Annotated in this window: 21 protein-coding genes and 1 pseudogene; 19 read left to right on the top strand and 3 right to left on the bottom strand. The window is 73.4% G+C overall.

Annotated features, from left to right (window positions below; translation table 11 throughout):
- Positions 1-274 precede the first annotated feature (274 nt).
- From O7599_RS04150 to O7599_RS04135, 4 genes are all read left to right on the top strand, one after another.
- The gene (locus tag O7599_RS04150) at positions 275-1,111 is read left to right on the top strand and encodes a hypothetical protein (RefSeq protein WP_281620711.1); all 837 of its coding nucleotides are present in this window, start codon (positions 275-277) and stop codon (positions 1,109-1,111) included.
- Between the two features lie 449 nt (positions 1,112-1,560).
- Complete coding sequence (locus tag O7599_RS04145; RefSeq protein ID WP_281620710.1) at positions 1,561-2,883, top strand: PQQ-binding-like beta-propeller repeat protein; 1,323 nt, start codon at positions 1,561-1,563, stop codon at positions 2,881-2,883.
- 136 nt (positions 2,884-3,019) lie between these two features.
- Positions 3,020-3,262 carry a hypothetical protein gene (locus O7599_RS04140; protein ID WP_281623676.1) on the top strand — a complete coding sequence of 81 codons (243 nt, stop codon included), beginning with the start codon at positions 3,020-3,022 and terminating at the stop codon, positions 3,260-3,262.
- Positions 3,217-3,828, top strand: coding sequence for an SDR family oxidoreductase (locus tag O7599_RS04135; RefSeq protein WP_281623276.1), 612 nt, complete (start codon positions 3,217-3,219; stop codon positions 3,826-3,828). The genes O7599_RS04140 and O7599_RS04135 overlap by 46 nt, the downstream gene beginning before the upstream one ends.
- A 128-nt stretch (positions 3,829-3,956) precedes the next feature.
- Here O7599_RS04135 and O7599_RS04130 read toward each other — a convergent pair whose 3' ends face one another.
- Positions 3,957-5,777, bottom strand: coding sequence for a SpoIIE family protein phosphatase (locus tag O7599_RS04130; RefSeq protein ID WP_281620709.1), 1,821 nt, complete (start codon positions 5,775-5,777; stop codon positions 3,957-3,959).
- A gap of 173 nt (positions 5,778-5,950) precedes the next feature.
- Here O7599_RS04130 and O7599_RS04125 point away from each other — a divergent pair, with 173 nt between their 5' ends.
- From O7599_RS04125 to O7599_RS04105, 5 genes and pseudogenes are all read left to right on the top strand, one after another.
- Positions 5,951-10,261: a HAMP domain-containing protein gene (locus O7599_RS04125; RefSeq protein WP_281620708.1), complete on the top strand. Its 4,311-nt coding sequence runs from the start codon at positions 5,951-5,953 to the stop codon at positions 10,259-10,261.
- A pseudogene (locus tag O7599_RS04120) lies at positions 10,258-10,881 on the top strand (response regulator); the annotation flags it as partial. The gene O7599_RS04125 and the pseudogene O7599_RS04120, both read left to right, overlap by 4 nt.
- Before the next feature lie 232 nt (positions 10,882-11,113).
- Complete coding sequence (locus O7599_RS04115) at positions 11,114-12,382, top strand: SMI1/KNR4 family protein (RefSeq protein WP_281620706.1); 1,269 nt, start codon at positions 11,114-11,116, stop codon at positions 12,380-12,382.
- 29 nt (positions 12,383-12,411) lie between these two features.
- The gene (locus O7599_RS04110) at positions 12,412-12,837 is read left to right on the top strand and encodes an ANTAR domain-containing protein (RefSeq protein ID WP_281620705.1); all 426 of its coding nucleotides are present in this window, start codon (positions 12,412-12,414) and stop codon (positions 12,835-12,837) included.
- A 155-nt stretch (positions 12,838-12,992) separates the two neighbouring features.
- On the top strand, positions 12,993-13,394 hold the full coding sequence (locus tag O7599_RS04105) for an SseB family protein (RefSeq protein WP_281620704.1): 402 nt from the start codon (positions 12,993-12,995) through the stop codon (positions 13,392-13,394).
- Positions 13,395-13,433: 39 nt separating this feature from the next.
- Here O7599_RS04105 and O7599_RS04100 read toward each other — a convergent pair whose 3' ends face one another.
- Both O7599_RS04100 and O7599_RS04095 read right to left on the bottom strand, forming a co-directional pair.
- Positions 13,434-14,303 (bottom strand): universal stress protein, encoded by an 870-nt coding sequence (locus tag O7599_RS04100; RefSeq protein ID WP_281620703.1) that lies wholly within the window; start codon positions 14,301-14,303, stop codon positions 13,434-13,436.
- 243 nt (positions 14,304-14,546) lie between these two features.
- Entirely contained in the window at positions 14,547-15,443 is an 897-nt protein-coding gene (locus O7599_RS04095) for a helix-turn-helix transcriptional regulator (protein WP_281620702.1), read from the bottom strand.
- Positions 15,444-15,606: 163 nt separating this feature from the next.
- Between O7599_RS04095 and O7599_RS04090 the strand changes: the two genes are divergently transcribed.
- The 10 genes from O7599_RS04090 (at position 15,607) to O7599_RS04045 (ending at position 24,995) form a co-directional block, all read left to right on the top strand.
- Complete coding sequence (locus tag O7599_RS04090) at positions 15,607-16,623, top strand: zinc-dependent alcohol dehydrogenase family protein (protein WP_281620701.1); 1,017 nt, start codon at positions 15,607-15,609, stop codon at positions 16,621-16,623.
- A 60-nt stretch (positions 16,624-16,683) separates the two neighbouring features.
- Positions 16,684-17,349 carry an SDR family NAD(P)-dependent oxidoreductase gene (locus O7599_RS04085; protein WP_281620700.1) on the top strand — a complete coding sequence of 222 codons (666 nt, stop codon included), beginning with the start codon at positions 16,684-16,686 and terminating at the stop codon, positions 17,347-17,349.
- 137 nt (positions 17,350-17,486) lie between these two features.
- Entirely contained in the window at positions 17,487-17,705 is a 219-nt protein-coding gene (locus O7599_RS04080) for a hypothetical protein (RefSeq protein ID WP_281620699.1), read from the top strand.
- On the top strand, positions 17,702-19,996 hold the full coding sequence (locus O7599_RS04075; RefSeq protein ID WP_281620698.1) for a heavy metal translocating P-type ATPase: 2,295 nt from the start codon (positions 17,702-17,704) through the stop codon (positions 19,994-19,996). Before O7599_RS04080 ends, O7599_RS04075 begins: the two co-directional genes overlap by 4 nt.
- The gene (locus tag O7599_RS04070; protein ID WP_281620697.1) at positions 19,993-20,502 is read left to right on the top strand and encodes a copper chaperone PCu(A)C; all 510 of its coding nucleotides are present in this window, start codon (positions 19,993-19,995) and stop codon (positions 20,500-20,502) included. The genes O7599_RS04075 and O7599_RS04070 overlap by 4 nt, the downstream gene beginning before the upstream one ends.
- Before the next feature lie 177 nt (positions 20,503-20,679).
- Positions 20,680-21,483, top strand: coding sequence for a hypothetical protein (locus O7599_RS04065; protein WP_281620696.1), 804 nt, complete (start codon positions 20,680-20,682; stop codon positions 21,481-21,483).
- A gap of 154 nt (positions 21,484-21,637) precedes the next feature.
- Complete coding sequence (locus tag O7599_RS04060) at positions 21,638-22,231, top strand: sigma-70 family RNA polymerase sigma factor (protein ID WP_281620695.1); 594 nt, start codon at positions 21,638-21,640, stop codon at positions 22,229-22,231.
- A gap of 195 nt (positions 22,232-22,426) precedes the next feature.
- Positions 22,427-22,648, top strand: a complete 222-nt coding sequence (locus tag O7599_RS04055; protein WP_281620694.1) for a DUF6458 family protein — start codon at positions 22,427-22,429, stop codon at positions 22,646-22,648.
- 45 nt (positions 22,649-22,693) lie between these two features.
- Positions 22,694-23,014, top strand: coding sequence for a hypothetical protein (locus O7599_RS04050; protein ID WP_281620693.1), 321 nt, complete (start codon positions 22,694-22,696; stop codon positions 23,012-23,014).
- Between the two features lie 550 nt (positions 23,015-23,564).
- Entirely contained in the window at positions 23,565-24,995 is a 1,431-nt protein-coding gene (locus O7599_RS04045) for a sugar transferase (protein ID WP_281620692.1), read from the top strand.
- Positions 24,996-25,035 lie beyond the last annotated feature (40 nt).

Below are 25,035 nucleotides of genomic sequence, written 5' to 3'. Positions count from 1 at the left end.
CCGTACCCGCTCGGGCCGCCACAGCAGCGGTGCGTGATGGCCGTGCTGGCGATGTCGCCGGGCCGGCTGGTGCCGGTGGAGACGCTGATCGCGCGCGTCTGGCGCGACGAGCCGGCCAGGGACATGCGCGACGTCGTCTACACCTACGTCTCGCGGCTGCGCCGGACGCTGCGGTGGGCCGAGGAGGGCAGCACTCCGGCGCCGGAGATCCGCCGTGACAACGGCGGGTACGTGCTGGCCGTCGCCGGCGACGACGTGCGCCAGGACACGGGACGTGCTCGTCCGGAGGATCGGCGAGGAGCCCGGCCCCGGGCTGCGCCGGCTGCACGAGCAGGTGCTGCGCCGGGACCCCGCCCTGGACCTGGGCCCGGACCCGGGAGACCGGCGGGAGCAGGCCGGAGAGCCCCGTCTCACGATCCGCACCTCCTCGTGGGAGGGCTCACCCGACGCCGGGCGACCGGTGCGCCCGGCGCAACTCCCGCCCGACACCGCGGGGTTCGTCGGCAGCGAGGCCGAACTGGAGCGTCTGGACCGCCTGGACCGGATGGGGCGGGTGACGCGGGCGGCCGCCCGACGGCCGCACCAGGCGGTGGTCTGCGTCCTCGCCGGCGCCGCCGGCGCGGGAAAGACCGCCCTGGCGGTGCACTGGGCACACCGGGTGGCCGACGCGTTCCCGGACGGCCAGTTGCACGTCAACCTGCGTGGCTTCGCCGCCGCGGACTCTCCGACCGGGCCGGCCGACGCGCTGCGCGGCTTCCTGCGGGCGCTCGGGATCACCGACGAGCAGATGCCGGAGAGCACCGACGCCCGCACGGCGCTGTTCCGCAGCCTCCTGGCCGGACGGCGGTTCCTCGTGGTGCTGGACAACGCCCGCGACTCCGACCAGGTGATGCCGCTCCTGCCCGGTACTCCGGGCTGCGCGACCGTGGTCACCAGCCGTCGGCAGATGCCCCATCTCGTGGCCACCACCGGTGCCGACCAGATCATCCTCCCGCCGTTGAGCCCCGACGAGGCGCGGAGCACGCTCCTCCGGTCGGGTTCGCCTGGGTCCGGCCGGCACGGTGTCGTGAAGACCGGAACATCGCCGCACCGTCGGAAGGACGAAACCTGACGGCATCCGCCACCGAGCGCTCGCCTGAATTCGTCAAGGTTTCGTACAGAAGCCGCCGTTAGCGTACCCATATCGACAGCAGGCGGAGATCAGGAGAGCGATGCGCACAATCTCGAAGGCGACGGTGAGTCGGAGACCGTCGGCACGGGGCACCGCGCCGGAACGACCGCCGCCTACCGCCTGACCACCCCATAGCGGAGCCCGACTCCGCTCCACCGACGTCGGCCCCGGCGCCCTCCTGCCCCCGTAGGCGGCGCCGGGGTCGACAGCAGACCGTGCGCGCTGGGCGTCTTCCGCGCCGCGGTGCGTGAGCTTCACCGGCGACGACAGAAATCATCAAGGTTCTGCTCAGGAACGCTCCCTAGGCTGGCCGCGCTCGGCATGGCCAGTCCGTCCCTCTCGGCGTCGCGGCATGCCACGAGCGCGTGACGACAGAGACGGACACCCGCATGAGCACACGTACGAACATGTCCTCCCGTGCCCTGGCCGTCGCCGCGCTGCTGGCCCTCGCGGCGGCATGCGGTGGTGACGGGGACGGCGACGAACGCCGCACGTCCCGGCAGCCCTCCGAGGCCCCGGCGGCGTCCGAAGAGCCGCCCGCCGCGACGGCGTTCGCGACCGACGCCGCCTTCTCCATCGAGACCGGGCCGGTGCGGCACCCGCCGGTCGCCCTGCACCGGCAGAACGCCTGGGTCGCGGACGAGACGGGCCTGACCATGGTGGACCTGGCCACGGGGAAGGACGTCACCCGCCTGAAGCCCGAGCGGCGGCCGCTGCACGAGGCGTGGCAGGACCCCTTGGGGCGACCGGATGAGGACGAGGCCGCGGAGCTGGAGCAGCAGGGCGCCCAGCGCCGGCTCCCCCGGCCGCTGCTCGCCCGGATAGGCGGCACCCAGGCGGTGGTGGCCGCCGTACCCGTCAGGGGACAGCGGCAGGACCTCGCGGTGGAGATCCTGGCGGCGAACGCGGAGACGGGCGAGCGGTTGTGGAGACTGCTCGTCGAGCCGGAGGTCCTGGCGGACGAGAGCGCCGCGAAGCTCTCCGCGCCCGTGCTCCACGCCCATGACGGCAAGGCCGTCGTCCAGGTGGCGAAGGACGATCGCATCCTGGGCTCCCTGGGCGTCGATCTCGACGAGCCGAAGCTCGTCTGGGAGCGGGAGGACTTCCTGGCCATGGCGGGGTCCGGCGACGAACTCGCGGGCATGTCGTTCCGTGACGGCGGCGGGATACGCGTGCTGGGGGCGATGCTGGCCGACGGCGAGCCCACGTGGAGCGAGGACAGCTCCAAGTACGCCTCGATCGCGCCCTGCGGCCCCTGGCTGGCGTTCGAGGACTTCGAGGACGAGAAGGGCCCGCGCCTCGTCGAGGTGGGCAGCGGCGAGGTCACCCACACCCGGGACGACGGCCTGGTCAGCGGAATGTCGTGCTGGGAGGGCGAGGGCGGCACGACGGTGGTGCTCGCCGCGAGCGACGAGAGCGACGGGGACGACGGGAGCGACAAGGGGGGCGAGGAGCGGGGCGGCGCGATCGGTCTGGACACCGCCGGCGGAAAGGTCCTGTGGCAGCTCCCGTCCGAGGAGTGGGAGGGCGAGGTCTCCGCCTCGTACGAGGACCGCCTGTACCTGAAGACGGGGGAGGGGCTGGCGGTGCGGGACGCCCGCACCGGCGAGGTCCTCGGGAAGGCGCCCGGCATCGCACCGCAGCAGGTCAACGGCTACGCGGGGCTGGTCGCCGCGGGGAACGGGGTCGACGTCCACCCGGCCGACCGCTGAACATCCCCCCGGATCGCCCCGCCGGCGCCCACTGGCTCAGCCGGATCGCGGACACCCCGCGCGGTCTGTGGAGAGACGGCGAACGTCGCACGTCAACCGGTGTCGGGGTGTGTTCTCGGTCTGCTACAACTTCGTCATGCCGAAGACGTCCGGTACGGATCACGTCGCCGTCGTGACCGGTGCCAATCACGGAATCGGGGCGGCGGTGGCACGGGCTCTTTCCGCCCGCGGCGTGGGTGTGCTCTGCACCTACCTGCGCGAAGCCGAGGAGGAGGCGACGGACGACTACCGGCGTGCCCGGGCCGCCGGCGGGGAGGAGGTCGCGGAGGAGAGATCCGCGGGGCAGGAGGGCGGGCCGAGGCGCTGGAGGCGGACCTGAGGGACCCGGCGGCTCCCGCGGCCATCTTCGACGCGGCCGAGCAGCGGCTGGGCGCGGTCGACATCCTGATCAACAACGCGTCCGGCTGGATCCAGGACTCCTTCACGCCCCGGCCGGCCGACCGGTTCGGCCGGCCGCTGCGCGCGGTGACCGCCGAGACGTGGTCCCGGCAGTTCGCCGTCGACGCGATGGCCCCGGCGCTGCTGATCGGTGAGCTGGCCCGGCGGCACCTCGCCCGTGGGGCGACGTGGGGGCGCATCGTCGGCCTGACCTCGGGCGGGGACCTCGGCTTTCCCGGTGAGGTCTCGTACGGAGCCGCCAAGGCCGCGCAGGCCGACTACACCCTGTCCGCCGCCGCGGAGCTGGCCGATGTCGGCATCACCGCGAACGTCGTGCACCCGCCGGTGACCGACACCGGGTGGATCACGGACGAGGTGCGCCGGTTCGTCGCGGCGAGCGGCACGCACTTCCACGTCGCGGCGCCGTCCGACGTCGCCAAGACCATCGTGTTTCTCACCTCCGACGACGCCGCGCTCCTGACGGGCAACGTCATCACGCTCCGCTGAGGCCCGGTCCAGCCGGGCCGTGGCCTGCCGGGCCTCCTCGTGGAGGTCACCTCGACTCCCAGGTGGTCCAGCCGGTGGATCGAAGTCCGCCAACATAGAGGCTCGTCGACACAGCCCGGGCGGCAACCTCACCTGTACGGCCGTCGCGCCTCCGCGTGGAGGACCACCACGGCGAGGTCGTCCTCCACGGGCTCGGGGCTGAAGTCGTGGGTGGCCTGGCGGATCCGTTCGGCCACGGCCATCGCGCCCATGCCCGCGCACTCGCGCAGGATGCCGGCGAGGCCGTTCTCGTCGTCGAGGAGGCGCTGACCGTCACGGCGCTCGGTGACGCCGTCCGTGACGCACAGCAGGGTTTCGCCGGGGGCGAGCCGGAAGGTGTCGGCGCTGAACTCGGCGTCCTCGTCGATGCCGAGCAGCAGTTGGGAGCGGACCACCGAGCCCACCTCCCCCTCGGCGCTCATCCGCAGCGGCAGGGGGTGGCCGGCGCTGGCGAGGCGGCACTGGGCGCCGCCCGCGCCCGGGTCGGGGGTCAGCTCCCCGTAGACCATGCTGAGGAAGCGGGGCTGCGCCCCCTCCCCGCCGGCGTTCACCGCTTCCGCGGCGTCCTCCGCCAGCATCGCGTTCAGCCAGCGCAGCACGGACTCCACGCCGTGGCCCTCGCGGGCGAGCAGCCGCACCAGGTGGCGGGTCAGGCCGGTCACCGACATCGCCTCGGCGTCCTTGCCCTGCACGTCGCCCAGGAGGAAGCACCACCGGCCGTCGCCGGTGGGGAAGAGGTCGTAGAAGTCGCCCCCGACGGTCTGCCCGCTGGCGTGGGGCTCGTAGACGATCGCGGACTCCATGCCGGGCAGCCTGCCCAGCGTGGCCGGGAGCTGCCGGCGCTGGAGGGCCCGGCTGATGCTCTTCTGGCGGGTGTACTGGCGGGCGGTGACGAGCGCCTGGGCGACCTGGCGGGAGACGTCCTCCACGACGTGGGCCATGGAGTCGGTGATCTCGGGCGGGCCGGCCAGGCCGATCAGCAGCGTGCCCCGGTACGTCCCGCCGGAGACCAGGGAGAACGCGAGCGCCGAGCCGCCGTCATCCGTCCCGGCGCTCTCCGGCCACGGCCAGGGGGTGCCCGTGGTCCACAGCTTCTGCGGCGGCGCCTCGTTCTCGAGATCGCCGCGGAGCGGGCCGATGCGTTCCTCGTCCTCGTGCCACACGCTGGTCAGGCGCATCTGGCCGTCCTCCGTGAGCAGCCAGACGGCGCACCAGTCCGCGAGCCGGGGCACCATGAGCTGGGTGGCCAGGGCGGCGACCATGTTCTCGTCGAGCTGTCCGGCCAGCAGTTCACTCGCCTCGGCGAGGAGCGTCCCGGCGCGGCCCCCCGCGCCGGCCTGGCCGCGGTACTCGGTACGTGCGGGCGGATGGGCCAGCTCCGTGGCCTCCAGTTGCCGGTAGAGCACCGGGTTGAGCGGGCCGACCGGCACCTGCGTCTCGCCCGGGGCGGGGAGGGGCAGACGGCACCACACCGCCTTCTCGGTGTGCCGGTAGATGATCCCCCAGGAGTCGGCGAGGGTCGACACGATCTGGAGCCCCAGCCCGCGGCCGCTGCCCGCACCGTCCGCCGCGCCCGGCACGGTGGCGGCCGGCTGCCGGTCGTACACCTCGATCCGGGCGCCGGTCAGCGCCTTGTCCGCACCCGGGTCCGTCTCCACCTGGCAGACCAGCTCCATCGGGGTGCCGGCGTGGATCAGCGCGTTGGTGACCAGCTCACCGGCGAGCAGCGCGGCGTCGTCCGCCAACTGCTCGGTCTCCGGGCCCGGCGAGGAGGTCGCCAGTGCCCGCTCGGTGATCACGGCTCGCACGAACGCGCGCGCCCGGGCCGGCGCCTGCCGGCCGGCCGGGAGCGCCGTGCGCGTACCGGACCCGTCCTGCCCGCCGGGGCTGCCCGAAGAGACGGCCTCCACGAATGGCTCCTGCCTGGGTGACCGCCGGTGCCCTGGGGGGAGGGGCCCTGGTCACCTCAAGAATCCAACCATGACAAATCTAATATAATGGACAAAACCCTCCGAGGTGAGAGGTGGACCCGGAGGGGCCGACCGGCCGCAGGCCATGCGGGGAACGTGCAGGGATGGGCGTGATGGAGGACCGTGAGAAGCAGTCGGTACGCACGGCCGAGCTGCGCCCGCTGGTGACCGCGCTCAGGTCGCTGAGCGAGGGCGACTTCTCGGTGCGGTTGCCGGACGACGGCGAGGGCGTGCTGGGCGAGGTGGCCGAGGCGTTCAACCGGGTGGCCGCACGCAACGCACACTTCTCGTCGGAGGTGCGCCGGGTGCGGGGGGTGGTGGCACGGGAAGGCGTGCTGGACGAGCGGATCTCCGCCAGCACCGGACCGGGCGACTGGGCGCAGATCGTGCACGACGCGAACGACCTGCTCGACGCGCTCGCCGTGCCGATGACGAACGCCACCCGGGTGCTGGAGGCGGTGGCGGAGGGGGACCTGAACCAGCACGTGGAACTCCGGGTCGGCACCCGCCAGCTCCACGGCGAGCTGCGCAGTCTGGGAGTGGGGCTCAACCGAGTGGTGGATCACCTGTCCGCCTTCACCGGCGAGGTGATGCGGGTGGCCCACGAGGTCGGCACCGAGGGCCGGCTCGGCGGCCGGGCCAGCGTGCGGGGGCTCTCCGGCTCCTGGTACGCCGTGACCGAAGCGGTCAACACCATGGCCTCCCGGCTGACACTGCAGGTGCGCGACATCGCCGCCGTGACCACCGCGGTGGCCAGCGGAGACCTGACCCGCAAGGTGACGGTCGAGACCGCCGGGGAGTTGCTGGAGCTGAAGCTCACGGTGAACACGATGGTGGATCAGTTGTCGGCGTTCGCCGACGAGGTCACCCGTGTGGCGCGCGAGGTCGGCACCGACGGCATCCTCGGTGGCCAGGCGCAGGTCAGGGACGTGTCGGGGGTGTGGAAGGACCTGACGAACAACGTCAACCTGATGGCATCGAACCTCACCTCGCAGGTCCGCAACATCGCCCAGGTGACCACGGCGGTGGTCCGCGGCGACCTCAGCCAGAAGATCACGGCGGAGGCGCGCGGTGAGATCCACCAGCTCATGAGCACGGTGAACACGATGGTGGATCAGTTGTCGGCGTTCGCCGACGAGGTCACCCGGGTGGCGCGCGAGGTGGGCACCGAGGGCATGCTCGGTGGTCAGGCGCATGTGAAGGACGTGTCGGGGGTGTGGAAGGACCTGACGGACAACGTCAACTTCATGGCGTCGAATCTGACTTCGCAGGTCCGGAACATCGCCCAGGTGGCCACGGCGGTCGCCAACGGTGATCTGTCGAAGAAGATCGACGTCGACGCGCGCGGCGAGATCCTCGAACTCAAGACCACCCTCAACACGATGGTGGATCAGTTGTCGGCGTTCTCCTCCGAGGTGACCCGGGTGGCGCGCGAGGTCGGCACCGACGGAAACCTCGGTGGTCAGGCGCAGGTCAGAGACGTGTCGGGGGTGTGGAAGGACCTGACGGACAACGTCAACTTCATGGCGTCGAATCTGACTTCGCAGGTCCGGAACATCGCCCTGGTGACCACCGCGGTGGCGAACGGTGATCTGTCGAAGAAGATCGACGTCGACGCGCGCGGCGAGATCCTCGAACTCAAGACCACCGTGAACAGCATGGTGCAGCAGTTGCGTGACTTCGCCGACGAGGTGACCAGGGTGGCGCGCGAGGTCGGCACCGAGGGCAAGCTGGGCGGGCGGGCCCAGGTGCACGGTGTCTCCGGGGTGTGGAAGGACCTGACGGACAACGTCAACTTCATGGCGTCGAATCTGACTTCGCAGGTCCGGAACATCGCCCAGGTGGCCACGGCGGTCGCCAACGGTGATCTGTCGAAGAAGATCGACGTCGACGCGCGCGGCGAGATCCTCGAGCTGAAGACCACCCTCAACACCATGGTGGACACGCTGTCGTCGTTCTCCTCCGAGGTGACCCGGGTGGCGCGCGAGGTCGGCAGCGAGGGCATCCTCGGCGGCCAGGCGCGCGTCGAGGGCGTGTCCGGCAACTGGAAGCGGCTGACGAGGGGCGTCAACGAACTAGCCCTGAACCTCACCACGCAGGTGCGCGCCATCGGGGAAGTGGCGAGCTCGGTCGCCAAGGGCGACATGTCGCGGTCCATCAGCGTGGAGGCGCAGGGCGAGGTGGCCGACCTGAAGGACAACGTCAACCGCATGGTCTCCAACCTGCGGGAGACCACCCGTACCAAGGACTGGCTGGAGTCCAACCTGACCCGCATCGCCGGCCTGATGCAGGGCCACCGCGACATGGTGGAGGTCGCCGACCTGATCCTGCGCGAACTGGCACCGCTGGTGAACGCGCACTCCGAGCTCTTCTTCCGGGTCGACTCGGCCGCGGCGGACGGCGAGGGCCTGGAACTCATCGCGGACTACGGGGTCGGCGGTCGCGGCCGGGACGACCTCCAGTCGGAGTCCCCGATCCGCGGGCTGATCGCCCAGGCCGTGCAGCAGAAGCAACGGATCCTGATCGAGGACGCCCCGCAGGACTACGTGACCGTCGAGTCCGGCCTGGGCTCGGCCCCGGCCTCCAGCATCCTCATCCTGCCGATCCTCTTCGAGGACCGGATGCTGGGCGTGATCGAGCTGGCTTCGTTCAGCAAGTTCAACGAGATCCAACTGACCTTCGTCGACCAGTTCGCGCACACCATCGGTGTCTCGTTCAACACCATCCTCGCCAACGCCCGCACCGAGGCCCTGCTCTCCCAGTCGCAGCGGCTGACGTCGGAGCTGCGCACCCGCTCCGAGGAGCTCCAGCGGTCCAACGCGGAGCTGGAGGAGAAGGCGTCGCTGCTGGCCACGTCGTCCCAGTACAAGTCGGACTTCCTGGCGAACATGTCGCACGAGCTGCGCACGCCGCTGAACTCCCTGCTGATCCTCGCCCAGTTGCTCGCCGACAACGCCGACGGGCGGCTGTCGGACCAGGAGGTGGAGTTCGCGAGCACCATCCACCAGGCGGGCTCCGACCTGCTGCAGCTCATCAACGACATCCTGGACCTGTCCAAGGTGGAGGCGGGCAGGACCGACGTGCGCCCGCAACGGATCCCGTTGACCAAGCTGCTCGACTACGTCCGCGCCACGTTCCGGCCGCTGACGATCGACCGAGGGCTGGGATTCGAGGTCACCGTCGGCGACGACGTGCCGTCCGAGCTGCACACCGACCAGCAGCGCATCCAGCAGGTGCTGCGCAACCTGCTGTCCAACGCGGTGAAGTTCACCAGCAAGGGGAGGGTGGAACTGCGGGTGGAGCGGGTCCCGTCGGAGGAGTTCGCGGAGGACACGCTGCGCGACGCGGAGGCGGTGCTCGCGTTCTCCGTGGCCGACACGGGCATCGGCATCCCGGCCGAGAAGCTCGACGTGATCTTCGAGGCGTTCCAGCAGTCCGACGGCACCACCAACCGCAAGTACGGCGGCACCGGGCTGGGCCTGTCCATCAGCCGGGAGATCGCCGGTCTCCTCGGCGGGCGCATCGACGCGGAGAGCGAGGAGGGGGTGGGCTCGCGGTTCACGCTGTACGTACCGGCGCGGCTGCCCCGCAAGGCGCTGGCGGTCGCCTCGGGGAGTGCTACGCCGCAGATCGAGCCCGCGGAGCTGCGCGGCCCGTCGAAGATGCGGGCCGCGGCGGACCGGAGCGGGACGCGGGGCGGCGGTGCCGAGACGCCGGGCGGCCGCGCCGAGGCGCGGGGCCGTCCCGCCGAGACGCGGCCGACGCCCGCGATCCGCGCTCCCTCCCGGGGCGCGGAGGGCGACGCGTCCCGCACCGCGGCGCCGGCACCCCGCCACGAAGCGGCCGGCGCCGAGGGTCCGGCGGAGCGGGAACGGCCGGACACCTGGCCGGAGACGACCCGGCTGAGGCAGTGGCTCAGCGGCCGGCCCGGCCGGGTGCTGACCGGGCGGCAGGTGCTCATCGTGGACGACGACATCCGCAACGTCTTCGCCCTGACGCACATGCTGGGCCGGGTCGGGATCTCCGTGAAGTACGCCGAGAACGGCCGCGAGGGCCTGGAGCTCCTGGACCGCTGGCCGGAGATCTCGCTGGTGCTGATGGACATCATGATGCCGGAGATCGACGGCTACGAGGTGATCCGTACCATCCGTGCGACCCCGCGCCTGGCCGGTATGCCGATCATCGCCCTCACCGCCAAGGCCATGCCGGGTGACCGGGAGAAGGCCATCGAGGCCGGTGCGGACGGCTACGTTCCGAAGCCGGTCAACGTCGACCGGCTGCTCGCGGCGATCTACGAACAACTCGACTCCCAGGACCGGCCGGCGGGCGGCCGACCGGCCGCGGACGACGGCCCCGCGGGCGCGGCCGGCCACGACGGCGACGCGCGCGGCGACGGCCCGACGGCACCCGGGCGCGCCGCATGACGGCCCCGACCACGTCGACGCCCCACGCCCCGGACCCGGCCGGCATCCTCATCGTCGACGACATGGAGGAGAACCTGGTCGCGCTGGCGGCGGTCCTCGGCCCGCTCGGCCAGCGCGTGGTCTTCGCCCACTCCGGTGAGGAGGCGCTGAAGGCCATGCTGCGGCAGCAGTTCGCCGTCGTCCTGCTGGACATCATGATGCCGGGAATGGACGGCTTCGAGACCGCCGCGAACATCAAGCGGCTCGACCAGACCAAGGACGTCCCGATCATCCTGCTCACCGGCCACGGCATCGACCCCGACTACGCCTACCGCGGCTACGCGGTGGGCGCCGCCGACTTCCTGTCCAAGCCGGTCGAACCCTGGATACTGCGCACCAAGGTCAACGTCTTCCTGGAGCTGCACCGCAAGAACCGGCAACTCGCCGTGCAGGCGGAGCAGTTGCAGCGCCTGCTGCTCACCGACCAGAGGGGCGACGCGGGGTTCCGGGAACGGCTGAGCGACATCGGGCGGCAGTTGGCGGAGGTCGAGTCGTCGCTGCGGGAGGGGACGGACCTCACCGGGCCGGCCCTCGCCGACCGGGTCAGGATCCTGGAGACGTCGGTGCACGACCTCGCCCGGCAGGGCGGCACGTACGGCGGTGAAGACGCCGGGCCGGACGCGGGAGACCACGCCGGCGGTGGCGCGGCGGAACCGGAGGGCGGCAGCGCCCCCGGCCGGGCCGCCGACGACGGGAGCGTCCGACCGGACCGCCCCTGACGCGGGCCGGGGCCGGCAGCCTCGTCCGGAAGGCAGCCGCCCGCCGCGACGGCCCGCTCCGCGGTGTCGGTGCCGGGTGCTAGGTTCCGGCCGCATGGCGACGCACTCCCCACCCCGGCAGCCGATCCTGTACGTGATCGACGAGGACTTCCTGCCACCCGATCGGGGCGACGAGCAGGAGGGGCCGCCCGAGGCTACCGATCCCGCCGGCGATCCGGACGAGGCGGTGCGGCTCTTCCACCGCTACCGGCGGCTGACGGCCGACATCCTCGGGTACGAGCAGGAGCTCCCCGGGCCGGCGGGCGAGGCGGACATCGCGGCGGCGGAGGAGAAGCTGGGCTTCCCGCTGCCCCCGGACCTGCGCGCCCTGTACGGCATCGCCGACGGCGACGGTGACCTCGTCAACGCCCTGTTCGACCGGCACCCCTGGCTCGCCGTCGCCGAACTGGGCGAGCAGGACGACGAGTGGCTGGACATCGCCCGGGACCTGGACGTCGAACCCTGGCGCGAGGTCGTCTTCGACGCCTGTCCGCCGAACGCGGTCCGGAGGTCCCCGCTGCGTGCCGGGTGGATACGGTTCGCCAGCGACACGGGCGGCAACTGGCTGGCCGTGGACATGGAGCCGGGACCGGGCGGCCGCCCCGGCCAGGTCATCGAGGTGGGCGTCGACTACACGGAGGGGCCGGTCCACGTCGCCGACTCCGTCACCACGTTCCTGTGCCGGCTGGTGGAAGCGCTGGAACGCGGTGACCACCGCCGCAGCGGCAAGAACCTGTGGATCGAAGCGGGCCTTCCGGACCCGCCGGGCGGGCACGCCACGTACGGCGACTCCCGGCCCACGCCCGCACGGGCCGAGCGGGCCGGGCCGCGCGTGCAGGAGGTCCGGGTGAGCGACGTGACGGACTCCGCCTTCCTCGCCGTACTGCCCGAGGTACGTTCCCTGCGGCTGACGAGCACGGGCTCGCCCGACCTGACACCGGTCGGCGACCGTCCGGTGGAGTACCTGGAACTCGACGTGGCATCGGCCGACCTGACGGCGCCGGCCCGCAACCGGGAACTGCGCGCGCTGTCGGTCACCTGCGCGCGCCCCGTCGAGCTGGCTCCGCTCCGAGGGCTGCCCCGCCTGTGGGCACTCGACATCGCGGCGGCAGCCGTCGCCGACCTCGCCACCGTGGCCGACCTGGCGGAGTTGCGGTACCTGGAGGTCACCCGGGACCAGTGGGAGGAACTGTCCGCATGCGACGGCCTGCCTCCGCTGGCCGTCGTCGGCGTCCACCCCCACCGCCCCGGCTCCGAGGAGCGGTCCCCGACGGTCTGGGAGATCATGGACGACGAACCGCCCTCGGCTGCACGACGGCCATGAACGTGCCGGACCCGGGAAGGAGGGATTCCATGCGACCTCCCCGCCCACAGAGCCGCTCCTCCGCCGTGCCCGCGCACCCGGACGACCTCGTCGTGGAGATCGAGACGGCCGTCGGCGAGGCGGAGGTCTCTTCCGACCTGCTCGCACACGTGGCCCGGCGGCTGATCGAGCTGAGCGAGGAGAACGCGCAGCTCAAGCAGGCCATCGAAAGCCGGCCGGTAGTCGACCAGGCACGCGGCGTACTGATCGCCGTGCTCGGGGCGGACGAGGACGAGGCCTGGGAGGTGCTGCTGGACGCGTCCCAGCACGCCAACATCCCGCTACGGCACGTGGCCGAAGCCCTCCTCGCCTCCGCGGCCGGCCGGCCGCTGCCGCCGGACCTGCGGGTTCCGCTGCGGAGGGCCATGAGCAAGGTGCGCTGGGGCACCGGGGACAAGAAGAAGCGCGAGGGGTAGGCGCCGCACCGTCCCCGGGGCGGCCCCCGCAGGGCGAGGGCACGTGCATGCCGCATCAAACGGGGCAAAACGGTCGGCGATGCACTCCGGTTTCAGCCCGTTGTGCCGGGGAACCCGCGCCACGACCGGTCCTGCCGCACACGGAAGGGACACCCATGACGTACCACCCGGACGGCCAGCGCTCCGCCGCCCAGCAGGCGCTGCACACCGTCGCCGAGAACGGTCCGGACCAGGAGGCACTGCACACGCTCGCCGAGAGCCGGGTGCTGCTGCCCGACCCCGCTCCGGCCGAGGAGCCCATCGGGCCCGAGCAGCCGCAGGCGCTGAGCCTGCCGGTGGTGGAGCAGGGCGACGGCACCCGCCTCGTGCCCGTCTTCACCTCCGCCGACCGCCTTGAGCAGGTCTTCCCGGAGATCCAGCACTACAACGCGGTCGCGCTCGGCGACCTCGCGCGCGGCTGGCCCTCGGACGGCCCGTCTCTGGTCATCGACGCGGGCGCGCCGGAGGAGGTCTCCCTGACGGCCCAGGGAGTGCGGGACCTGCTGGCCACCGCCTGAACGAGAGCGACGACCTGCGCCGCGCCCCCGCTCGCCCCGTCACTCGTGCGGGACGACGGCCACGGGCGCGATGGCGTGGTGCATCAGGGCGTGCGTCACCGGGCCGATCAGCGTCGGGAACCGCCGGTGCCGGTGCAGACGGCGGCCCCCGACGAGCAGCCGGGCGCCGGCGCCCTGCTCCAGCAGACGGGGCGCCACCTCGCCGTCCAGCAGCTCGCGTTCCGTCGGCACGCCGGGATAGCGCGCCTGCCACGTGCCCAGGGCGGCGTCGAGCTTCTGCCGCGCTTCCGTCGCCAGGTCGGCGCCGATCTTCGGGTCCGGCAGCGCCGACGGGTAGGCGTAGACGGACGAGCGCCGCCACATGTGCAGGACGCGCAGCGGGCTGCCGGACCGGTGGGCGGTTTCGAAGGCGAACTCCAGCACCGGGTCGCACCGGTGGGCCGGATCCACGCCCACCACGACGGGGAGATCGCGATCCGTGTCGGGGTACCAGTCCTCCCGCACCAGAACGGTGGGTACGGAGGCGTGCGCGACCACCGGCAGCGCCACGCTTCCGGTGAAGAAGCCCGCGGCCGCACCGATGCCCCGCGACCCCAGGACGAGCAGGTCCCCCTCCTGCGCCGCCTCCAGGAGTGCCTTGACCGCCGTCTCCGTCGTCTCGCCACCGCTGATCTCCAGGTCCGGGTGGCGCCGGGCCGCCTCCCGCCATGCGGTGTCGATCCGGTCCCCGACCCACTCCTCCCGGAGCGAGCCGCGGGCGCCGGCCTGCCGGTCACCCGGCAGCGCCGCCTCCGCGTGGACGAGGCGCAGCGGGACCGGACGCGCGGCCGCGTCCTCCGCCGCCCACCGAACGGCGGCCATGCTCGGGTCCGACCCGTCCACACCGACCACCACGCGCCGCATCGCCATTGCCGCCTCCCCGGGCAACCGTCCCGGAGCCCGACGTCCAGGACCGCCACGTCGGGCCGGAGGGCGGCACCGCGGGCCGTACGGACCGATCGGCCGCCGACGCCTGTGCCGCCACCCGGATGTCGTGGTACGGAGACGAGTACCACTCCGCACGGCCGGCCTCCGCGTACGCGCCCGACGACCACTCGAACGGCCTGCCGCGCCGGACCGATCGGCCGCCGGTGACGCCCTGCTCAGGGGCGCTCACCCGGTGGCGGAGCGTCGCGGGGCGGCGGCTTCGGTGTCCGGGGTGGCGCTCCAGGAGGCGAGGAGGCGGAGGGCCTCTTCGGAGGGGGAGCCGGGTTCCGCGGTGTAGACGGTGAGGGTGAGGCCGGGTTCGGCGGCCATCTCCAGGCCCTCGTAGGCGAGGGTGAGGTCGCCGACGGCGTGGTGGTGGAAGCGTTTCGTGCCGGTGCCGTGCCGGCGGACGTTGTGGGCGCCCCAGCGGGTGCGGAACTCCTCGCTGCGGGTGGAAAGCTCGCCGACCAGGTCGTGCAGGTCCTTGTCGTGGGGGTTGCGGCCCGCCTCGGTGCGCAGGATGGCCACCGCCATGTCGGCGAAGAGAGCCCAGTCGGGGTAGAAGCGCCGGGAGGCGGGGTCGAGGAACTGGAAGCGGGCGAGGTTGGCCTGGTTGCCGGGGGTGGCGTAGAGGTCGGAGTAGAAGGCGCGCGCGAGGTGGTTGGCGGCGAGGACGTCCATGCGGCCGTTGCGGACGAACGCGGGTCCCGCGGTGACGGCGTCCAGCGTCCACTGGAGGCTGCGGTGCGGCTTCCACCGGTCCTTCGTACGCCGCCTGCGGGGCCGGGTGAGGGCGTCGGAGCCGTCGGCCGCCTGGGCGAGGTTCAGCAGGTGGGCGCGTTCGGCGTCGTCGAGCATCAGAGCGCGGGCGAGCGCCTCCAGAACGGGCGGGGAGGCGCCGGCGAGGTTGCCGCGTTCGAGCTTGGCGTAGTACTCGACGCTCATGTCGGCCAGGGCCGCGACCTCGCTGCGGCGCAGCCCGGGCACGCGCCTTCTGCCGCCGGGGGGCAGGCCGGCCCGCTCGGGGGTGATCTTCGCTCGCCGCGACGTCAGGAACTCGCGGACCTCCTCACGGTTGTCCATGTCCCCGACGGTACGGCGTGGGCGGCGGCGGAGGGATGCACCGCCGGTACACCCTTCGTCAGTGACTCGCTGCCCTCGCCGTATCGGGGTTACCTGGATGACATGACGCTCGGTGCCCGGCACCGCAGCACCGGTCTGTCCGAAAGACAAGGAGCCCCCTCTCATGCGCGGAGCAGTGATCCACGGCCCCGGCGACGTCCGCTACGAGACCGTGCCCGACGCGAAGATCGTCAAGCCGACCGACGCCGTCATCCGTACGGCCGTGACCTGCGTGTGCGGCTCGGACCTGTGGCCCTACCGGGGTGCGGAGCCCACCGACCGGGCCCACCCGATGGGTCACGAGTACGTCGGCTTCGTCGAGGAGGTCGGATCCGGGGTGACCGCGGTCCGGCCCGGCCAGTTCGTCGTCGGCTCGTTCGCCACCTCGGACAACACCTGCGCCAACTGCCGCAACGGGTTCCAGTCGAGTTGCCTGAACCGCGAGTTCATGTCCACCTGCCAGGCCGAGTACGTCCGCATCCCCAACGCCCAGGGCACCCTCGTCGCCACCGACGACGTGCCGGGGGAGGAGCTCTGGCCCGGTCTGCTGGCCGTCTCCGACGTGATGGGCACCGGCTGGTGGGCCGCCGACGCCGCCGAGGTGAAGCCCGGCTCGACCGCCGTGGTCGTCGGCGACGGCGCCGTGGGCCTGTGCGCGGTGATCGCGGCCAAGGAGTTCGGGGCGGAGCGGATCATCGCCATGTCGCGGCACGAACCGCGGCAGAAGCTCGCCCGCGAGTTCGGTGCCACCGACATCGTCACCGAGCGCGGCGACGAGGGCGCCGCGCGGATCAAGGAGCTGACCGGCGGGATCGGCGCCGACAGTGTGCTGGAGTGCGTGGGCACCGCGCAGTCCATGAGCCAGGCCCTGCACTCCACCCGCCCCGGCGGCAACGTCGGGTTCGTCGGGGTCCCGCACGAGGTCGCCCTCGACGGGCAGGAGCTGTTCTTCACCCACGTCGGGCTGCGCGGCGGCCCCGCCCCCGTACGCCGCTACCTCCCCGACCTGATGCACCGGGTCCTCGACGGGCGGATCGACCCGGGCAGGGTCTTCGACCTCACCCTGCCCCTGGACCAGGTCGGCGAGGGCTACGAGGCGATGGACGAGCGCCGCGCCATCAAGACCCTCCTCAGGCCCTGACGCCCCGCCGTACGCCCCCGCCCCCGCCCTCCTCCCGTCTCCTCCAGTGAAAGGCTCACCGTGACCACTTTCGCCCTCGTCGGTGCCGGCTCCGGTCTGGGGCTGGCGACCGCCCGCCGCTTCGGCCGCGAAGGCTTCGACATCGCCCTCGTCTCGCGCAGTCAGGACCGCCTCGCCGGCCTGGTCGCCGAACTGGACCGGGACGGCGTCCGCGCCCGCGGCTTCGCCGCCGACGTGCGCGACCACCGGGCCCTGACCGCGGCCCTGGACGCCGCGGCCGTCACGCTCGGTGCGATCGAAGTCCTGCAGTACAGCCCCCTGCCCCGCGCCGACTTCATGAAGCCGGTCCTGGACACCACCGCCGCCGACCTGGACGCCCCGCTGGACTTCTCCGCCAAGGGCCCGGTCACCAGCGTCAACGCCGTCCTGCCCGGCATGCGGGACCTGGGACGCGGCACACTGCTGTTCGTCAACGGCGGCACCGCGGTCCGTCCGCACCCGGACCGGGCGGGCACCTCGATGGCGTTCGCCGCCGAGAGCGCCTACGCGGCGATGCTCCACGAGGTCCTCGCCCCGGAGAACATCCACGCCGCCCAGTTGGTCATCCCCGGTGCGATCAGCCCCGATGCCGAGCACTCCAGCCCGGCGGTGCTGGCCGAGCGGCTGTACGCCATCCACACCGAGCGCGGCGCCTTCCGGCACTACGCCGAGCCGCTGCCCGACTGACCCGGGGGAGGCGGGCCGCACGCCGTCTGCATCCCCCGCCCCGCGCCGGGAACTTCCGGACCGCCCGCGCCGACTCCTTGAGTGGACGGCCCGGTGCCGTCCCGGTGGATTTCCGAGGGTGAAGGGTCCGGAGGGCTGTGAACGAGCAGGTCGGTCGTGCGGTCGCGGCGGTGCGGGGCGCGCTGCCGCCGCCGCGGTTCTTCGGGTTCCTGCTGGTGCTCGCGGTGGTGTTCGCCGTCGCGTACGGCGTGGGATCCGCCGTGGGACCCGTCGCTCCCGACATGCACGGATCCGATCCTGAGTCCGGCGTCAGCGACGCCCCCGCCGGCGACTCGCACGGGACGCACGGGGGATGACCGCACCCGCGGAGAGCACCGCCGGGGTGACCACCGACCTGGCCGTGGCGGGGATGACCTGTGCGGCCTGCGTGCGGCGCGTCGAGAAGCGGCTCGGCCGCCTCGACGGCGTGAGCGCGACCGTCAACCTGGCCACCGGCAGGGCGCGGGTGCGGCATCCGCCCGGCATGCCCGCCGGCGAACTGATCGACGCGGTGCGGCAGGCCGGATACACCGCGGCGCTGCCCGAGCAGGAGCGCCCCGCGCGGGCCGGCGGCGACGCGGACGATGCCGTACGACGCGAGCGTGACCGGCTGGTGGTCACGGCGCTGCTCGCGGTGCCCGTGCTGGTGCTGTCGATGGTCCCGGCCCTGCAGTTCCGCAACTGGCAGTGGCTGTGCTTCGCCCTCGCGGCCCCCGTGGCGGTCTGGTCGTCGTGGCCGTTCCACAGCCGCGCGCTGCGCGGGCTGCGGCATGCGGCGGCCACCATGGACACACTGGTCTCGCTGGGCGTGGCGGCCTCTTTCTCCTGGTCGGCCTACGCCCTCTTCTTCGGCGGCGCGGGCGAGCCCGGCATGCGGATGGCCTTCTCCCTGATGCCCGACGCCGGGCACGGCCCCGCCCACGTCTACCTGGAGGCGGCGGTCGGGGTGCCGCTGTTCGTCCTGGCCGGCCGGTTCCTGGAGGCGCGCGGCCGGCGCGCGACCGGTACGGCGCTGCGGGGTCTCGCCCGGCTGCGGGTCAAGGACGTGGCCGTACGGGAGGACGGCGCGGAACGCCGTATCGCCGTCGAGGACCTGCGGGTCGGGCAGCACTTCCTCGTCCGCCCCGGCGAGCGCGTCGCCACCGACGGCGTCGTGGTGGAGGGCGGCTCCGCCGTCGACCTCTCGCCGGTCACCGGCGAGAGCGAGCCCGTGGAGGTGGGACCGGACGCGGAGGTGCCGGGCGGCGCGGTCAACTCCGGCGGGCTGCTGGTCGTACGGGCCACGGCCGTCGGGGCCGGCACGCGCCTGGCCCGTATCGCGCGCATGGTCGCCGAGGCGCAGGCGGGCAAGGCGCGCGCCCAGCGGCTCGCCGACACCGCGGCCGGGGTGTTCGTCCCGACGGTCCTCGCGCTCGCCGCCGTCGTGCTCGGATTCTGGACCGGCGCGGGCGCCGACCCGCAGGCCGCCGTCACCGCCGGCATCGCCATCCTGGTCGTGGCCTGCCCGTGCGCGCTCGGCCTCGCCACCCCCACCGCCCTGATGGCCGCCACCGGACGCGGCGCCGAGGCCGGCGTCCTGGTCCGCGGCGCCCGGGCCCTGGAGACCCTCCGCCACGTCGACACCGTCGTGCTCGACAAGACCGGCACGCTGACCGCCGGCCGGATGCACGTGGTCCGCGTCACCGCGCTGCCTGAGGGTCTCGGCGAGCCGGCCGTGCTGCGGCTGGCGGGCGGGGTGGAGCAGGGCTCGGAGCACCCGGTGGGCCGGGCCGTCGCGGAGTACGCGCGGCGCACGGTGCCCGGGCGGGGACTTCCGGAGGTGCGCGACTTCCGCGCCACCGCGGGCCGGGGCGTCAGCGGCTGCGCCGACGGCCGGGCGGTGGAGGTCCGTACCCCCGGGGAGACGCTGCCCGAGCCCCTGGCACGCGCGCTCGCCGCGGCGGAGGCCGCCGGGCGGACCGCCGTGGAGGTGGCGGTGGACGGCCGGACCGAGGCGGTGATCGAGGTGGGCGACGTGCTGCGCCCCGGCGGCTACCGCGCCGTCGACCGGCTGCGCCGCCTCGGGGTACGTCCGGTGCTGGCGACCGGCGACCGCGAGGCACCCGCCCGCGCCGTCGCCGCCGAACTGCGGATCGCGGAGGTACACGCCCGCTGCACGCCCGAGGACAAGGCGGCACTCGTCCGGAGGTTGCAGGCGGAGGGCCGCCGGGTCGCCGTGGTCGGCGACGGGGTGAACGACGCGGCGGCCCTGGCGGGCGCCGATCTGGGCATCGCCGTCGGCAGCGGCACCGATGTGGCGGCCGGGGCGGCCGACGTGACGCTGGTACGCCGCGACGTCGACGCGCTGGCGGACGCGGTGCACCTGGCGCGGCGCACGCGGGCCACGATCCGCGCCAACCTGCTCTGGGCCTTCGGATACAACGCGGTCACCGTGCCGCTCGCCGCCGTCGGCCTGCTCTCGCCGATGCCGGCCGCCGCGGCGATGTCGGCCAGTTCGCTGCTGGTGGTGGGCAACAGCCTGCGGCTGCGCACCACCCGGCTGCCGGGCACGGCGCGGCGGCGCCGCACGCCCGCGGGCGGACCGCGCGTTGCGGGAGGAACGGCGTGAGCGCACCGGACGGGCGGCGGCTCGGCGAGGCGCTGCGGGCCGTCGCCGCCCCCGTGGTGGCGAGCGCCGTCGCGCTGGCGGGCCTGTCCGCCTGGGTCGCCTCGGGCAACGCCGGGGTCCCGGCCCGTATCGACGTCGTCGCCGGCAGCGTGTATCTGCCGTACGGCGAACTGCGCCACACCTCCGCCATGTTCGTGGTCTCCAACGCCGGCGACGTCGACGACCGGCTGATCGCGGTCACGAGTCCGGCCGCGGGCGACCGCGGGGCCACGCTCGCCCGGCACCGGGCGACGGCCGGGGGAGGGGCGGCGTTCAAGGAGGTCGTCGGCTCGGCCGTCGTCCCCGCGCGCGGCAGCCTGGAGATGGACGTGCACGGCGTGACGGTGCTGCTGACCGCGCCGGACGGCTGGGAGCCGGGCGACACGGTGCCGTTCACCCTGCACTTCGAGGACAGCGGGCGCGTCGAGACCGAGGCCATCGTCGTCCTGCCCGGCGGCCGTCGCTGAGCCGACCGGCCGTCCACACGTGCACCGCCGTGGCCGGGCCGGATCGCGGGAGCGCCGCCGGATCCCCGCAGGTTCGCGTGGTCCGCATCACGCGGATGTGGCGTCCGGGGATGCCCGACCCGGTCAGAACGCGCCCGATTGCGCGAGAATAAGCCCGCCATGACTGCAGGGTGGTACATGCGCACCATCAGGGCCGCAACGTTCGCGGCCCTGTGTGTCGTGCTCGCCGCCGTCGGCCACGTCACGATGTCGGGAACTCCGGTGCCCTGGTGGGTACTTGTCACCGCCGCGGTCACGACGGGGCCGGCCGCCTGGTGCCTGGCGGGCCGGGAGCGCGGCCTGGCCGCGGTCACGTCCGCGGCGGTGGTGGCCCAGGCGGTGCTGCACGCGGCGTTCTCGCTCGCCCAGGCCGCGGCGCAGCCGCCGGGCGGCGGCGTGAGCCTCGCCGGGAGATGGGTGCGGTACGTCCTGTGCGCGCCGCCGGAGGGCGGTGTACGCGCCGGGGCGGGGGCCGACGGCGCCGCGGCGGCCATGGAGCGCGCCACGGCGCATCACCTGCCCGCGACCCACCACGGCATGGAGCACGGCGCCGGCCACGCCATGGGCGCCGCACCCGCACGGGGGTCGGCCGGCGCCGGCGAGTCCGCCGAACACGTCCGGGCGATGGATCACATGGGGCACGGCGGGGGCGAGATGTCCTCCCTGGGGATGCTCGGCGCGCACCTGCTGGTCGCCCTGCTCTGCGGGCTCTGGCTGGCCCACGGCGAACGGGCGGCTTTCCGTGTCGTTCGCGTGCTGCGCGCGCTGCGCGTGCTGGCCGGATGGGCGGTGGCACCGCTGCGGGCCCCGCTGGCCGCGCCTGTGCCGCCGGTCGTCCCGGAGTTCCGCTTCCCCCCGGCGCGTGCGGAGGGCGCGCCGGCACGTCTGCTCGTCCACTCCATCACTTCTCGGGGACCGCCCCGCGGGGCCGCTGTCATCTGACGACAGCCGGTCACCCGGGGCTGCCGCAGGAGCCGTGGTGCTCCCGTGCCCCGGGTGCCGGCTGCGGGCACGCGTGTGCCCGCGGCCGCCCCCTTCACCGGACCCCGCCGCCCCGTGCGCCGGTCCGGACCACGGAATCCGAGAAGGAATACGCATGACCACACATGCCATGCCCGTCCTGTCCGACGAATCGATCACGACGTGGGCGCTCGCGGCTCGCGGCGGGGACAGCGACGCGCTCGACCAAGTCGTCCGTGCCCTGCACCGCGACGTCCGCCGTTACGTGATCTACCTGGGAGTCGATCCGCAGTCCGCCGAGGACGTCACCCAGGAGACGTTCCTGCGGGCCCTGGGCAGCCTGCACCGCTTCGAAGGCCGGTCCTCGGCCCGTACCTGGCTCCTGACCATCGCCCGCCGCGCGGTGGTCGACAGCCTGCGCCGGGCCTCCGCCCGCCCGCGTCCCGCGGACACCGACGACTGGCTCTCCGCCGCGGAGCGGGCCCAGCCGAGCGGTCTTCCGGGGCACGACGAGGCGGTCGCCCTGGCCGAGTTGCTGGCCCTGCTGCCGGCCGAGCGGCGGCAGGCGTTCGTGCTCACGCAACTGGTCGGCCTGCCGTACGCCGAGGCCGCGCTGATCAGCGACTGCCCCGTGGGCACCGTGCGCTCCCGCGTCAACCGGGCCCGCACCACGCTGGTACGCCAGTTGTACGACGCCGAGCGTGCCGGTACCGCGCCGGCCGCGGCCTGACGCACCGGCGCCGGCCCGCCACCCGGCCACCGCAGCCCCTGCGGGGGCCGGTGGCCGGGCGGCGCGGGCACCCGCCCCGGTGTCCCCGCCGTGACCCGCGGTGCGGGCGGTGCGGCGAAGGTGCATGGTCCGCTCCCGCGGGGGTACCCGGACGCGGCAGCAACGCACTCATCGCCATGAACGGAGGTCAGCCTCATGGGACTTGGCGGGAGCATTCTCCTGATGGCCGCGGGCGGCATCCTCGCCTTCGCCACCGACTGGCATGTCAACGGCCTGGATGTCCAGGTGATGGGCTGGATCATGATGCTCGCGGGCTTCGTCGGCCTCGTCGTCATCTCCAGCGTGCAGCGCCGCCGTCGCGGTGTCGCACCCCCCACGGAAGCGGTCGTCGAGGAGCGCCATCGCTACTACGAATAGCCGTGCCCGCCGGCGTCGAACAGATCAGGGAGAGGACGTTTCACCATGGCAAGCACACAGGACAAGCTGCGCGAGCAGGCGGAGACGGTCCGCGGCCGACTGGGCGAAGCCGCGGGGGAGTTGGCCGCCAAGGCGGATCTGAAGCAACGGACCCGGAAGACGGCCGCGGACGTCAAGCGGGTCGTCGACGACAAGACCCCGGAGGGGGTGCGCCACGCCGCGGGGCGTGCCGGCCACGCGGCCGGGCGTGCGGCCCGTACGGGCAAGAAGCGCCCGGTGCCGACCGCGACCGTCTTCGGAGGCGTGGGGCTGGCGTTGCTCCTCCTCGTCTTCCGCCGCGCTCGCACGCGCGTTCGCGGTCACTGAGCGGACGGACGGCGCGCAGGGTCCCGCTCACCGGTTGACAGGCCGCTACCTGGCGGAACGGGCCCTCAGGCCCGGAACCGCCGGCCTGGGCCGGGAGCGGGGCCCGCACGCGTACTCAAAGTCTGAGCACATATTTCATACAACCTCTCTCCATACCGGCCCCCATAGTCTAGATTGACCATGCTTCACCTGTTTGGGGATACCAGACGTGGAGGTGATCGATGCTCAGGGCCCGGGAGGGGCCTTCGGCGTGGGGAGCGCCGGGGCTGCGACGGGTTCCGTCAACACCCAACCCCGGGAGTCCGGTGGGACGTGTGCGTCCGCCGCCCGGGTGAATTGTTCAAGTAACACTGAAATACCGGGATGTGTCCTTCGTGGGGAGCGAAGGCCTCCCGAGGGGAGAACCATCGCGGGCGGCTGAGAAGCCTCCCCGGGGGGGTAATCAGTGTTGAACGAACACGTGGAACCTGCTGCCGATCTGCGCGGATCCGGTCAGCGGGTCGATTCGGTGAGCCCGTTTCCCCCGGCGCGCGGGCGTCCGGCGGACAGGGTGCCCCGCGGCCCGGCAGGCCGGGCCGCGGCCGGCTGGGAACAGCGCTACCGCCGTACCGTGATCACCGGCGACACCGTGGCGACCGCCCTCGTGGTGGCGGCCATCGGCGGCTTGTTCGGGGTCCGGGACGCGGCCGACTGGCACGACAAGTGGGTGGTACTCGCCTTCGGCACCGAGCTGTTGGTGCTGGCCGCGCTGGCGGTGGGGCGGGCGTGGGCTCCGGGGGTGCTCGGGCAGGGCGCCGAGGAGTTCCGCCGGCTCGGGCGTTCGCTGTCCACCGCCGTCGTCGTCCTGGCACTCGGCGGGATCGCGCTCACCTCGCGCAACATCAAGCTCTGGATCTTCGTCGCGATCCCGGCGATCGCGCTCACCACCCTGACGGAGCGGTATCTGCTGCGGCTGTGGCTGCACCGACAGCGCAGGGAAGGCCACTGCCTGCGGCCGGTGCTGGCCGCCGGGAGCCCGGCCACCGTGCGCGACCTGATCTCCCGTGTCCGCAGGTTCCCGCACCTCGGCTGGCGGGTGGACGCGGTGTGCACGCCGGACGGTCCCCGGTTCGACGGTGACCACGTGGACGGCGTGCCCGTCGTCGGCCGGCTGGACGACGTCGCCGGGCACGTGCGCCGCGGCGGCTACCGCGTCGTCGCCGTCACCCCGGACGCGTACTGGACACCGGACCGGCTGCAGCGGCTGGCCTGGAACCTCGAAGGCAGCGACGCCGAGATGGTCGTGGCCCCGGTGCTCATGGAGGTGGCAGGCCCGCGGCTGCACGTCGACGCGGTGCTCGGGATCCCGCTGCTGCGGGTCAGCATGCCGGCCTTCACCGGCGGCCGCCGGGCGGTCAAGGAGGTCGGCGACCGGCTGGGCGCGCTGGTCCTGCTGGCGCTGTTCGCGCCGCTCATGGTGCTCGTCGGGCTGCTCGTGCTGCTGGACAGCCGGGGCGGGGTGTTCTACCGCCAGCGCAGGGTCGGCAAGGACGGCCGCGAGTTCACCCTCGTCAAGTTCCGCTCCATGGTCGCCGGCGCCGACGGCGCGCGGGCCGGGCTGGCCGACCGCAACGAGGGCGCCGGGCTGCTGTTCAAGCTCCGCCGGGATCCGCGGGTGACCCGGACGGGTGCGGTGCTGCGCCGCTACTCGATCGACGAACTCCCGCAGCTCTTCAACGTGCTCACCGGGTCGATGTCGCTCGTCGGTCCCCGGCCGGGGCTGCCGGAGGAGTCCGCCGCGTACGGCCCGGACCTCCGGCGGCGGCTGTTGGTCAAGCCCGGCCTCACCGGCCTGTGGCAGATCAGCGGGCGCAGCGACCTGCCCTGGGAGGAGGCGGTCCGGCTGGACCTGCGGTACGTGGAGGACTGGTCGCTCGCACTGGACACGGTGATCTTGTGGAAGACACTGCGCGCGGTGCTGCAGGGGCAGGGGGCCTACTGATGCGCGGGGCTCGTCGTCCGGTCGTACGGACCGCAGGCCG

Source organism: Streptomyces sp. WMMC500 (assembly GCF_027497195.1).
GTDB lineage: Bacteria > Actinomycetota > Actinomycetes > Streptomycetales > Streptomycetaceae > Streptomyces.
The sequence above is the reverse complement of the archived record's forward strand: the minus strand, read 5'-3'. Positions and strand labels throughout refer to the sequence as shown.

Coding starts and splice junctions, on each gene's coding strand:
- O7599_RS04145 (WP_281620710.1), top strand. CDS start 1,561: ATGAGCACACGTACGAACATGTCCTCCCGTGCCCTGGCCGTCGCCGCG.
- O7599_RS04140 (WP_281623676.1), top strand. CDS start 3,020: ATGCCGAAGACGTCCGGTACGGATCACGTCGCCGTCGTGACCGGTGCC.
- O7599_RS04125 (WP_281620708.1), top strand. CDS start 5,951: ATGGAGGACCGTGAGAAGCAGTCGGTACGCACGGCCGAGCTGCGCCCG.
- O7599_RS04115 (WP_281620706.1), top strand. CDS start 11,114: ATGGCGACGCACTCCCCACCCCGGCAGCCGATCCTGTACGTGATCGAC.
- O7599_RS04110 (WP_281620705.1), top strand. CDS start 12,412: ATGCGACCTCCCCGCCCACAGAGCCGCTCCTCCGCCGTGCCCGCGCAC.
- O7599_RS04105 (WP_281620704.1), top strand. CDS start 12,993: ATGACGTACCACCCGGACGGCCAGCGCTCCGCCGCCCAGCAGGCGCTG.
- O7599_RS04100 (WP_281620703.1), bottom strand. CDS start 14,303: ATGGCGATGCGGCGCGTGGTGGTCGGTGTGGACGGGTCGGACCCGAGC.
- O7599_RS04095 (WP_281620702.1), bottom strand. CDS start 15,443: ATGGACAACCGTGAGGAGGTCCGCGAGTTCCTGACGTCGCGGCGAGCG.
- O7599_RS04090 (WP_281620701.1), top strand. CDS start 15,607: ATGCGCGGAGCAGTGATCCACGGCCCCGGCGACGTCCGCTACGAGACC.
- O7599_RS04075 (WP_281620698.1), top strand. CDS start 17,702: ATGACCGCACCCGCGGAGAGCACCGCCGGGGTGACCACCGACCTGGCC.
- O7599_RS04065 (WP_281620696.1), top strand. CDS start 20,680: ATGCGCACCATCAGGGCCGCAACGTTCGCGGCCCTGTGTGTCGTGCTC.
- O7599_RS04060 (WP_281620695.1), top strand. CDS start 21,638: ATGACCACACATGCCATGCCCGTCCTGTCCGACGAATCGATCACGACG.
- O7599_RS04055 (WP_281620694.1), top strand. CDS start 22,427: ATGGGACTTGGCGGGAGCATTCTCCTGATGGCCGCGGGCGGCATCCTC.
- O7599_RS04050 (WP_281620693.1), top strand. CDS start 22,694: ATGGCAAGCACACAGGACAAGCTGCGCGAGCAGGCGGAGACGGTCCGC.